Here is an 11,163-nt window from a genome sequence, read left to right as displayed (position 1 = left end):
AGCGGTCAATCGACTGGAAAAAAGCCTTTTCCTGATGTAATTGGAGCAGAAATGGAGCAGAAGGTTCGAGGTCTCTTCGTAAACCATTGATTTTATGGAGCGGGAGACCGGGATCGAACCGGCGACATTCAGCTTGGGAAGCTGACGTTCTACCACTGAACTACTCCCGCCCTTTAGAATCAAATAGTTGCGTGAAGAATCAGTGGCATAATCTCATTCCCACTATTCAATCCGGGCACCATTGACGCCTGTACAGCATTATAAGCTCATGATCGCACAGCACTAAGGGCTAATATCGCGTCAATATCTGTGAGCGAAGTGGCGGCGACAAGATCGGTTTGAATATCGATCCGTGGCCCATTTTCCTATTCAGCGCCGGCACACGCCACCGGGGTTGTTCCGGAAAACGCAAAACTGGATCGGCAAGCCCGGCAGCACACCGGCAACAGCAGCCTACATTCCGCCTCCTCCGGGCGAAGTGGAGCCTTGCCTAGCGGATTGGGAGACATTCATTCACGAGTCGAACCTCCCTCCGCTGGTGACCATTGCGCTTGCCCATTATCAATTCGAGGCTATCCATCCCTTTCTCGACGGTAACGGTCGTGTGGGCCGCCTGCTCATTACGCTGTTTCTGATCGAACGCAAGATTCTTCCGACCCCGCTCCTTTATCTCTCGGCGTTCTTTGAGGCCTCCCGGTGCGACTATTACGAGGGTCTTCGCGGAGTGAGCAATCGAGGTGCCTGGGAGGACTGGCTGGAGTATTGTTTGCATGGGATTGCCCGCATGTCGGAAGATGCGCTGAATCGCGCGACTCGCATCAACCTTCTGTTAGCAGAGTGGCGTAGCAAACTAGCCGGGCACTCGACGAATACCCCGCTGCGCGTAATTGAAATGCTGGCCGCCAATCCTTTCCTCACCATCACCGGCACCGCCAGCCAGCTCACACTCGCGTTTACCACCGCACAGCGTGCGATCGAGCGTCTGGAGCGCAACGGAATTTTGCAAACGGTCTCAGACGCGAAACGTGACCGGGTTTACTGCGCGCGGGAGCTCCTCGAAATTCTCGAAGAGCCTACGCACATTATTCCGTCAAATGCGGAATGATCGGGATCTTTGCGTAGCACACAGCTTTCCGAAAGCGGAGATGGTGCGGGCGTATGCATACGAGCCGTGCAGCACTTGATCGGAGATCGATTCCGAGCGCCACGTCGTGACTCTGAGCATGTTGCCCAAACTGGCGGAGACCGTCGAACGTGAACCGCGGCTCGCGGTGAGGCATCGCGTCCATCACCCGATGCGCTTGCGGAAGAGGCTGCCGGCGATGATCATGCAGATCACTCCAATCGTAAGCAGGGGCCAGTATTGCGGACCGAAGAGGGCTATTCCGCCGCCCTCCAGAAAGCTGCCTCGCAAGATAATCAAAAAGTATCGCAACGGATCGAGCAGCGTGATGTATTGCACGGCGGGAGGCATATTGGCGATCGGGGTTGCGAAACCGGAGAGCACTATGGCAGGCACCATAAAGAGGAACACGCCGAGAAGCCCTTGCTGTTGCGTGACGGCCAGAGACGAAATCATCAGCCCGATGCCGACCGAGGAGAATAAAAAGCAGAGCAGACCGATGTAGAGACCCAACAGGCTGCCGGTGAAGGGAACGTGAAACCAGAATACGGCCATGAAGATAATCAGCGACCCTTCCGCTGTACCGACCAGAAACCCTGGCAAAGCTTTTCCCAACAGAATCTCTGCCGGTGGCATCGGTGTCACGAGGAGTTGATCGAAGGTTCCCATCTCGCGTTCACGCGCCACGGAGAGACCAGTCGTGAGCATACTCACCAAGAGCGTAAGAATGCCGCAGATGCCGGGGACGATAAACCATCGTGAGTCGAGATTTGGATTGAACCAGGCACGGTCCAGAAGCACGGTCGTTGGTGGTTTCGCTCCGTGCCGTAGGAATTGTTCTCGATTGAACTGGGTCACGATGGACTGCACATAGCCCATGGCAATGGCGGCAGTGTTGGAATCTCTTCCGTCGAGGATGATTTGGACATGTGCCGGTTGCCCGCGTTCCAGGTCAGCGCTGAAGTTAGGGCCAATGTCCAAGGCCATGAGGGCGGACTTGTCGTTGATGGCCCGCTCGATGGCCTCCTGACTGTGCACCGGCGAAAGCAGATCGAAGCTGGGCGCCCCGGCAAAGCGCGCAACAAGCTCCCGCGAGAGTTGTCCCTGGTCCTGGTTGTAAACAACAAATGGCACGTGTTTGAGCTCAAAGGTCGCCGCATAGCCAAACACAATGAGTTGAATGATTGGCGGACCGATGAGGACGGCGCGGCTGGCGGGATCGCGCAGAAGAGCCAGGAGCTCTTTCACGACGAGTGCAAATACGCGCTGAAGCATCGCTCGCATCAGTCCAACCTCTTGCGAAACCGCAGTACAGACAAGCCTAGAAAGACCGCGCAGAGGACGGCCAGGCCCAATACGTTGGGCAGGATGACGGACCGTATGTCCCCGGCAAGAAAGGAGGTCTGCAAAGTGGCCACAAAATAGCGCGCAGCGACAATGTGAGTCAGGATCTGAATGACACGCGGCATGGAGCGGATATCAAACAAGAATCCGGACAGGATGAATGCGGGAAGAAATGTGGCGACAATGGCCACCATGGCGGCAACAAATTGACTGCGCGCCAGGACAGAAATCGCCAGCCCCATGCCCAGGGCGGTAAGAAGAAAGAGAGCAGAGGTTCCGACGAGAACCGTCAATGAGCCACGCAACGGCACATGAAACAGGAAGACCGCCATTGCAGTGGACATCATCATTCCGCCCATCCCCATGACAAAATATGGGACCAGCTTTCCCAGCAGAATTTCCGTTTTGGCGACAGGCGTAACCATGATGCCCTCCATGGTGCCGCGCTCCCACTCGCGCGCTACGACCAGAGCAGTCAGCAGGGCTCCGATGAGCGTCATGATAATGGCAATGAGTCCCGGAATCAGATACTCGCGGCTTGTGAGTGCAGGGTTGAACCAGATGCGCACGTCGGCTACCACAGGAACGGCAAGCGGCTGACCCTGAAGCGTCGCCTGCTGCTGAAGCCAAGCCTGCCAGGTTCCATTCACGTAGTTCTGGATGATGCGCGCCTGATTGGCATCGACGCCGTTTACGGTGAGGTGAATGGGTGATTCTCCGGAACTCAAAGCACGGCGGGTGAAGTCACTGCGCAGCCAGAGAATGGCCTGGGCGCGGCCGCGCATCATGGCTCTCTCCGCAGATGCCTGGTCCGGATAGAGCGTGGGGCTAAACCAGGGAGAATGCTCCAGTTCCGCGAGGAAGGATGCCGTGAGATACGTCGGCTGGTCAACCACTTCAGCGATTGCAATGCTCCGGGCGTCCAATGAAACACCGTATCCGAAGATCAGCAGAAGCACCAGTGGCAGTACGAATGCAATGGCGATGCTGGAGGGATCGCGGAGTATCTCATACGCTTCCTTGCGTATGAGGCCTTTGATGCGCATCCGGTTCATGATGCCCTCCGGCTGACGCGCTCGTGTTCTTCAATCAGAGAGATGAAAGCATCTTCCATGCTTGGATTGGGCTGATCGGCGCGCCGAACTCGATTCTTGATCTCTGTGGGTGTTCCTTCCGCAAGCACCTCTCCCAGCGACATCAGGACGAGGCGATCGCAGTACTCCGCCTCTTCCATGAAGTGAGTTGTCACCAGACAGGTTGTTCCACCTTCCGCCAGCGCATTCACGCGAGCCCAGAACTCTCGCCGCGCCAGGGGATCGACGCCAGACGTCGGCTCGTCGAGAAACAGGATGCTTGGCTCATGCATCAATGCGCAGGCCAGAGCGAGGCGCTGTTTGTATCCCAGCGGCAACTCTGCGGCGTTCATGGCGATGTAGTCCTTCAGTTCGAGTTCATCGAGCGCCCACGCGATTCGGTCTCGTTTGCGTCGGCTTTGCAGGCCATAGACATTGGCGAAGAAAGTCAGATTCTGCTGGACACTTAAAGCCCCATAGAGAGAGAACTTCTGCGATACATAACCGATGCGTGCCCGCGCTACCGCGGCACCCGAACGTAGATCGGCGCCCGCGACCCTCAGTGTTCCCGATGAGGCTGGCAGCAGGCCGCAGAGCATCCGGAAGGTTGTGGACTTTCCGGCGCCGTTGGCTCCGAGCAGCCCGAAGATTTCCCCTCTGTGCACTGAGAAACTGACATCCTTCACCGCAGCGAAGGCGCCAAAATAGCGGGACAGACTCCTGACCTCGACAACCGCGGCATCATCGCCTGTCGAATTCCGGAGCGGTGGCAGAGGGATGAAATGATGCGGAGTTCGCTTGAAGAGAAGACTGACGAACGCATCTTCCAGCCTGGCCGCAACCGGCTTCGAGGGACCGTGAATGGCCAGATTCGCGGGCAAAGGCGGCGTTTCAACCTTTTCCATCACGATGCGCAATCCGTCCCCCTGGATCGCCGTATCGACCACGCCCGGCAACCGGGCAATCTGAGACTGAAGATTGCGCGGACCAGTGGAGATTTCCTCCAGAAGGAAGGAGTGGCCCTCCATGGGTGCGACGAGTTGCGACGGATTTCCCTGGGCAAGAATCTCCCCTTCGTGCAAAAGGATGACATGATCGCATCGCTCGGCCTCATCCATATACGCCGTGCTCAGCAGAACGGTTACGTGCTGATGAGCAACTTGTTGCCGGATGATGCTCCACAGTTCCCTGCGCGAGATCGGGTCCACGCCGACACTGGCCTCATCCAGGAGCAGCAGTTGCGGAGGATGAATCAGGGTGCATGCCAGTCCGAGCTTCTGTTTCATGCCGCCGGAGAGTTGCCCAGCCCGGCGCTTGCGAAAGGGCCCGAGCGCAGTCATGGTGAGCAATTCATCGAATCGGTCCTTTCGCATGTTGTCCGGGATGTTGTGCAGATCGGCGAAGAGCGTGAGGTTCTCTTCTACGGTGAGATTTTCATAGAGGCCAAAGCGCTGCGGCATATAGCCGATCCGGGCCTGGAGTTGCAACGCCTCACCCGGCAGCTTGTGACCAAGGACGCGAAGATCTCCGGAGTCCGGCTGAAGGATGCCGGCAAGCAGCCGAAGGAGGGTTGTTTTGCCCGCGCCGTCCGGACCAATGAGCGCCGTCATACTTCCTTCGGCGATTTCGAAGGAAATATTCTTCAGCGCATCCTTACGGCTTGTTCCTTTGCCGAAGGATTTGCTGAGGTTCCTGACTACGATCGCGCCCATCTCATTTTTCCTCGCAGGGATGGGCATCGATTCCGTGAGCCGTATTGTTGCTGAGGGGGATGACGACAGTGGCTGGCATGCCCAGGCGCAAACGATGATCCGAGTTACAGGCATACACACGAACGCGATAGACAAGCTGAGAGCGCAGTTCTGTTGTCTCCACGTTCTTGGGCGTGAATTCCGAGACCGGAGAGATGAAACCAACCCACCCAGGGAAGCGCTGACCGGGGAAGCTGTCCACTTCGATCCATGCGCGCATGCCCAGAGCGACCTTGCCCATCTGCGTTTCCGGCAGGTAGGCACGCACCCAGAGGGGATTGTCGAGGGCCAAAGTAAAGACCGGCGTTTGCGGAGTGGCCATATCGCCGGGTTCCAGAACCCTGTTCTGAATGACGCCCTCGGCAGGCGCGTAAAGCTGAGTATCGTCCAGTTGTTTTTGTGCCAGAGCCAGCGTCGCCCGGCCGGCCTGAAGAGTTGCCTCAGCCCCGGCTATGTCCTCTTTGCGGGGGCCAATCACGGCGAGTTGCAGGGCCTGCTGTTTGGCTGCAAGAATCTGCTGCGCGGCTGCGAGGTCGGCCTTCTGCGCGAGGTAGGCGCGTTCGGAATCATCCCGAATCTGCAGCGAAACGTATTGCTGCTGGGCGAGTGTTTGCTGCCGGTGATAGAGCAGCTCGGCATTCTTCACGTTCGCCTGTGCGGCGGCAACATTGGCTTCGGCCGCTCGAACATCCGCGCGCGCTTCTGCGATCTCTTCGGGGCGGCTCCCGGCGTGCAGCCTTGCCACGACCTGCTGCTGTGCGGCTACGAGCGATTGATCCTGCGCAACGGCATCGGAAAATCGCTGCCGCACCAACTGGCCAATCAACTGGCCGGCATGCACCACGCTGCCTTCGTCCACAAGCAGTTTGTCAATGCGCTCATTGTCATTAAACGCGATCTGCACCTGGCGGATGTCGACGTTGCCATAGAGCGTGATGCTGTCGCTGGCCACGCGCTTTTGCTGGAGACTGCGCCAGACGAAGAAACCCGTAACAAGAACGATCGCAACTGCCAGAATCGAAATGCGCTTTCTGACCGAAATCATAGAGAATCTCCCAATCAACCCGCGTTCGCGCTCACCTGGAGGTGTTGCCATTGAGCAATGAATTGATGTCCTCAATATCCAAAGGCGTCAACACCCCCGCTGCCGCCTTGAGCTGTGTTCTGGCCACCAGTTGCGTATAAAGAGCTAGATAGTAAGTGCGCTGCGCCGCCGCGTAGTTCGTCGTCGCAGTCAGCAGATCAATGATCGACCGGCTCCCGATCTCATAGCCCTTGCGGGTTCCCTCAAGGGATGTCTTCGCGGAGGTGACCGACTGCTCAGCGGCCCGGTATTGGGCAACGCTGCTTTCGAGATTGAGAAATGCGGTTTGCGTATCCAGAGTGATCTGGTCCTGCGTATTCGCGACGTTCTCCTGGTTGGCGCGTGCAAGTGCCTGCGCCTGGTGAATGCTTGCGCGCGTGTGTCCACCCTCGAAAATCGGAATCGAAAGATTCAAGGAGGCGCCCACCTGATCCACAGCGACGGGCGGTATCAATGTACCTGCAGCGTGCTGTCCAACTCCGCTCAGGGTCAGGGTTGGCCAGCGTGCTCGCTCTGCGTACTGGACCTGTTGTACGGAAACGTGCAGGGTCGCCCTGGCCTGTCGCAGAAGCGGCTGGTTCTTAAGGGCGGCGGCGACCCAGGCATCCACGGTGCCCGGCTGGGGACCGATTGCCTGCAGAGTCGTGATGTCCTGTAAGACTCCAACCGGATGATGCGTGAGGCGTTCGAGTTGGCTCTTTGCGACCGAGATCGCATTCTTCGCCGTAATCAGATCGGCATTTGCAGCATCCAGTTGTGCCCGCGCCTCCTCGACAGAGATGATATCTCCCGTTCCAACTTTCAAGCTGGCGTTTGTCTGGTCATAAATGCTCTGCAACAATTCAAGCTGCTGCTGCGCGACCCGCTCATTCGCCTGCGCATGCAGAACGCCGAAATAGGCCTGCGTGACCTCCAATGCGACAGCCTGTTGTGCGTAGGCCAGGGCGGCCTCGCTCGACTGGATGCGGCTGTCGGCCTGCTTCATGACAATGAGACTCTGGCCATCGAAGAGCGACTCCGTCAAGCTGGCGCTGAAAGTATCGGAGTGATAGCCAGTGGAAATTGTCTGAGCGCCGAACCCCGTTACGCGTCCCGTATTCATGCCTCCGCTGGCGCTCGCGTTGACGTGGGGAAGAAGCGCCGAACGCGCCAGAGGTTTCCCCGCCAGCTCCGCGTCAAGCTGTGCGCGGGCCTGAGCAATGAGCGGAGAGGAACTGGCCGCCAGCTGATAGGCTGATTCGAGATCCTCCCCGGCCGTTTGCGCAGCGGCGAGGGTCGCGCTCCACAAGATTACGATCAAGGCCGTTGAGAGCATCGACAAAAGACAACTAGATATGTTGGTGCCTTTCCTTTTTGCTCGAAGGTAAAAACATCTCCGAACTGAGAATATTGTCATTTCTCTCCACCTGACTGGGTCATCGTTCCATCCCGGCTTGGGCAGCGCCTTTACTTGACGCTTTGCAATGTCTCGAAAACTGGCACCGCTGTGGGCTGATCCCGCATCAGCGGGGCTTAGTCTGCCTGGTGCGGCCCTTTTCAGGCCAGGATGGTCTTCAGCTCGTCGACATTGGGTACGCGACCGTAGAGCTTGACCCGGCCATCCACCACCAGAGCGGGTGTCTTCATCACGCCAGCGCGCACAATCGCCTGAATGTCCGTCACTTTTTCTATCGTGAACTCCATGCCGAGTTCCTTGGCCGCCGCCTCCGTGTTATGCGCGAGGCGCACGCAGTTTGCACATCCAGATCCGAGTATCTGCAAAGTTGTCATAAATCCTTCTCCCATTCCCTTTGTTCACATCAATAGGTTGAACAGATAGCCGACGATGAGGATTCCCACGGCGACGACGCCAATAAAGGCCGCGATCAGCTGCGGGCGCAGAACCTTGCGCAGAATAATCGTCTCCGGAAATGACAATCCGATCACCGACATCATGAAAGCCAGCACAGTCCCCAGAGCTGCGCCCTTCTGCAGCAATGCCTGCACGATAGGAATAATTCCGGCCGCATTCGAATACATGGGAATCCCGATCAGCACGGCCAGCGGTACCGACCACCACGCACCCTTGCCCATGATGTGCGCCATGAAGTTCTGCGGTACGTAGCCGTGAATGCCGGCGCCCACGGCAATCCCGACAAGCACGTATGGCCACACCTTGCCAACAATGTCGCGGACCGCTTCGCGCCCGAGATGGATTCGCTCAGCCCAAGTGAGCTTCGCGTCCTCATCCATGCCGTCGCTCATCTGCGCTTCGTAGACCCACGGCTCGACGTAGTGCTCCATCTTCAGCCGCCCTATTATCCAACCTGCGATCATCGCGATCATCAGACCGGTGCCCGCATAGATCGCAGCCACTTTCCAGCCAAAGAGGCCGAAAAGGAGCACCAGCGCAACCTCGTTGATCATTGGAGCCGCAATGAGAAAAGAGAACGTCACGCCCAGGGGTACGCCCGTCGTCACAAACCCGATGAATAAGGGCACAGCGGAGCAGGAGCAAAAAGGTGTGACGACGCCCAACAGAGCCGCCAGCACGTTGCCCACCGACTCCCGCGTTCCGGCAAGCATGGCGCGCGTGCGCTGCGGCGTGAAGAACGACCGCACAATACCCACGCCAAAGACCACCAATACCAGGAGCATCAAAACCTTTGGCGATTCGTAAACCATGAACTGGACCGCAGAGCCGAGCCGAGTCGACGGCGAACAATGCAGAACCGAGAATGCGAACCAATCTGCGAATGCGCTCAGCCTCCGATAGATGTGCCACCACGCCACGAGCCCCAAACAGATCAAGAGAGCGCTGCGGAAAGCTGACTTCTGCAAGCCTTTCCGCTGCTTCCCGGTCTTCATCTCGCATGCGGTGCTTACCTGTATCGCCATGGCTCAACCTCAACTACAAAACCTGCATTGAATTCGTACGAACCATTGCTATTTCGTCGCGTCGCTGGTCCGCAGATCACTGCGGAGCACATCGCGGTTGATAATGTCGCTCCGCGGTGCAAGCGGATTTTTGCTGTGGTCTGGAAATTCGAAGCCGGCGAGCTCTTCAACCGTGACGGCCTGGTCGGGTGGTGTGTTTAGCAGCTTCAGAATGTACTGATCGGCGCCACGCTCAAAGCGATCAATATCGCTCGGCGCAACCGCATCACCGTGCGCACGTCGGGAGCGGATGGACTGTTCCAGCGCCGCAAGCTCCGCTGGATACATGCCCGGACGCAATGATACCCGCACCGCTTTACCTGTCGAGATGCGCTGCACAATGAAGCCATCACCGACCGAATTGTCCAGAACGAGAGTGCCCTGGTTGATACGTGCACCCGTCATCCAGGCGCCTGCATCGGCCCAGCAGGGCGCATTCTTCGAGACCACCCGGACATCCGTACGGTCCACAATGCCATCGGGGAACATTGCCCGCAGCGCTTGGCCCAACTCCACCCAGGCCGTGGCCAGGCCATCGCAAAGGTGGCCATGCATCCGCGCCATGTCTTTCAGAGTGATCCGCTTCGGATGCAGGTTCCGTCGCCCCAAAGCGCTATCCGTATCCAAAACCGTAAGAGACTGAAGATAGCGCGCGTCACTGGCCCATGCAGGATAGAAGCTGTCCTCGTGCACCCGTTGGGCCGGCAAGGCCTGAGCAGCGCTCAGCAATGCAACAACAATGAGGGTCGCGAGCCTCGCGACGAAGCGGAGATGTTGCGAGCTTATCGTCCGACCGACCCCTGTGGATATGGAATCGCAGTTCAGCGCTCCTGCTTGTGCGGTCATCTCGTTCTCTCTTTCAGAACCTGCGTTGCACAGGTGAAGAAGTTGCAGACACAAGGCGTCAGCAGCCGGTAATAAACGGTGGTTCCCTCGCGTCTGTCCTCAACAATGCCGTGCGCGCGGAGCAATGACAGGTGTTTCGAAACGGTCGACAGATCGCCGCCGGTAAGATCCCTCAGCTCTCCAACCGAGCACTCTCCCCGACTGAGTCGATCCACAATCATGAGGCGGGATTCATGGGCGAGTGCCTTGAGCATCTTTGCCTGCTGCGTAAATGAATTGCGCTTTTCCACGGTTCAACATCGTTTCCTTATTGGCCAAGTTGCCATGCAACGGCCCTAGTCGGCAGTGACCGCTGTCACACTTCGCTCATTTCTTTTGAGCAGCAGCCCCCGAATCAGAGCCGATTGAGAAATGCAGAGCCCGAATAGCGCGTTTGGGCGTGACTGTAACCACCCTTCAATACCCAGGGTGCGGCAGCGTCCCGGAAGAGCCTTGCCGACAACCGGTCAAAGGATACTTGCCGCCTGAGGCGATTGACATCGACCTGTTCTGTCTGGGAGATATCTTTGAGCCGCTCTTCCAGTGAAACCCCTTCGATCTCTTCCTTCCGATTGCGCGACCAGAGCGACCAGTGAACAAGATCGGGCCGATCCGGCGAGGCGTGGGCGCGAGTTGGGCGGCTGCGGGCTACCGGCTACCAGCTCATTTGCTGAGATGATCCACGATCTGCGGAGCGAGCTGACTCACGTTGCCGGCGCCCAGCGTGAGGATCAGGTCGCCTTCGCCGGCGGCAGCGGTGGCGGCGGCGATGGCTGCGGGGAAGTCGGGAACGAACCGGACTTTTGGGCCTTCGATCCGCTCGGCCAGGCGCTCCGCGGTGACGCCGGGGATGGGCTGCTCGCTGGCGGCGTAGATGGGCAGCACGAACACCGAATCGGCATCGGTGAACGCGGTGGCGAAGCGGTCCATGAGGTCGGCGGTGCGGGTGTAGCGGTGGGGCTGGAAGACCACGTGGATGCGCTTGTA

At 58.2% G+C, this 11,163-nt stretch carries 11 protein-coding genes and 1 tRNA gene; 1 reads left to right on the top strand and 11 read right to left on the bottom strand.

Going from position 1 to position 11,163, the window contains the following annotated elements; genetic code table 11:
- Window positions 1-95: 95 nt before the first annotated feature.
- Window positions 96-170 (bottom strand) — tRNA-Gly (locus VMU57_RS08955).
- A 182-nt stretch (window positions 171-352) separates the two neighbouring features.
- Here VMU57_RS08955 and VMU57_RS08950 point away from each other — a divergent pair.
- The gene (locus VMU57_RS08950) at window positions 353-1,105 is read left to right on the top strand and encodes a Fic family protein (protein WP_325382575.1); all 753 of its coding nucleotides are present in this window, start codon (window positions 353-355) and stop codon (window positions 1,103-1,105) included.
- Window positions 1,106-1,288: 183 nt separating this feature from the next.
- Here VMU57_RS08950 and VMU57_RS08945 read toward each other — a convergent pair whose 3' ends face one another.
- The 10 genes from VMU57_RS08945 to VMU57_RS08900 form a co-directional block, all read right to left on the bottom strand.
- Window positions 1,289-2,407, bottom strand: coding sequence for an ABC transporter permease (locus VMU57_RS08945; RefSeq protein WP_325382573.1), 1,119 nt, complete (start codon window positions 2,405-2,407; stop codon window positions 1,289-1,291).
- Complete coding sequence (locus VMU57_RS08940; protein WP_325382571.1) at window positions 2,407-3,522, bottom strand: ABC transporter permease; 1,116 nt, start codon at window positions 3,520-3,522, stop codon at window positions 2,407-2,409. Before VMU57_RS08940 ends, VMU57_RS08945 begins: the two co-directional genes overlap by 1 nt.
- Window positions 3,519-5,252 (bottom strand): ATP-binding cassette domain-containing protein, encoded by a 1,734-nt coding sequence (locus VMU57_RS08935; RefSeq protein WP_325382569.1) that lies wholly within the window; start codon window positions 5,250-5,252, stop codon window positions 3,519-3,521. The genes VMU57_RS08940 and VMU57_RS08935 overlap by 4 nt, the downstream gene beginning before the upstream one ends.
- 1 nt (window position 5,253) lies before the next feature.
- Window positions 5,254-6,336 carry an efflux RND transporter periplasmic adaptor subunit gene (locus VMU57_RS08930; RefSeq protein ID WP_325382567.1) on the bottom strand — a complete coding sequence of 361 codons (1,083 nt, stop codon included), beginning with the start codon at window positions 6,334-6,336 and terminating at the stop codon, window positions 5,254-5,256.
- A 31-nt stretch (window positions 6,337-6,367) separates the two neighbouring features.
- A complete protein-coding gene (locus VMU57_RS08925; protein WP_325382565.1) occupies window positions 6,368-7,675 on the bottom strand; it encodes a TolC family outer membrane protein in 1,308 nt (435 codons plus the stop codon).
- A 236-nt stretch (window positions 7,676-7,911) separates the two neighbouring features.
- On the bottom strand, window positions 7,912-8,145 hold the full coding sequence (locus VMU57_RS08920) for a thioredoxin family protein (RefSeq protein WP_325382563.1): 234 nt from the start codon (window positions 8,143-8,145) through the stop codon (window positions 7,912-7,914).
- 24 nt (window positions 8,146-8,169) lie between these two features.
- The gene (locus VMU57_RS08915) at window positions 8,170-9,000 is read right to left on the bottom strand and encodes a permease (RefSeq protein ID WP_414648621.1); all 831 of its coding nucleotides are present in this window, start codon (window positions 8,998-9,000) and stop codon (window positions 8,170-8,172) included.
- A gap of 300 nt (window positions 9,001-9,300) precedes the next feature.
- Complete coding sequence (locus tag VMU57_RS08910) at window positions 9,301-10,137, bottom strand: formylmethanofuran dehydrogenase subunit E family protein (RefSeq protein ID WP_325382562.1); 837 nt, start codon at window positions 10,135-10,137, stop codon at window positions 9,301-9,303.
- On the bottom strand, window positions 10,134-10,427 hold the full coding sequence (locus VMU57_RS08905; RefSeq protein ID WP_325382561.1) for a metalloregulator ArsR/SmtB family transcription factor: 294 nt from the start codon (window positions 10,425-10,427) through the stop codon (window positions 10,134-10,136). The genes VMU57_RS08910 and VMU57_RS08905 overlap by 4 nt, the downstream gene beginning before the upstream one ends.
- Window positions 10,428-10,839: 412 nt before the next feature.
- The coding region (locus VMU57_RS08900; RefSeq protein WP_414648620.1) for a glutamate ligase domain-containing protein at window positions 10,840-11,163 on the bottom strand (324 nt) is incomplete at its 5' end.

It is taken from the genome of Edaphobacter sp. (genome assembly GCF_035532915.1).
Taxonomy (GTDB): domain Bacteria; phylum Acidobacteriota; class Terriglobia; order Terriglobales; family Acidobacteriaceae; genus Edaphobacter.
This window is presented reverse-complemented; position numbering and strand designations above follow the sequence as displayed.

Bases quoted from the DNA above. Each gene is read 5' to 3' on its own strand.
- VMU57_RS08945 (WP_325382573.1), bottom strand. From the start codon at position 2,407: ATGCGAGCGATGCTTCAGCGCGTATTTGCACTCGTCGTGAAAGAGCTC.
- VMU57_RS08940 (WP_325382571.1), bottom strand. From the start codon at position 3,522: ATGAACCGGATGCGCATCAAAGGCCTCATACGCAAGGAAGCGTATGAG.
- VMU57_RS08935 (WP_325382569.1), bottom strand. From the start codon at position 5,252: ATGGGCGCGATCGTAGTCAGGAACCTCAGCAAATCCTTCGGCAAAGGA.
- VMU57_RS08930 (WP_325382567.1), bottom strand. From the start codon at position 6,336: ATGATTTCGGTCAGAAAGCGCATTTCGATTCTGGCAGTTGCGATCGTT.
- VMU57_RS08920 (WP_325382563.1), bottom strand. From the start codon at position 8,145: ATGACAACTTTGCAGATACTCGGATCTGGATGTGCAAACTGCGTGCGC.
- VMU57_RS08910 (WP_325382562.1), bottom strand. From the start codon at position 10,137: ATGACCGCACAAGCAGGAGCGCTGAACTGCGATTCCATATCCACAGGG.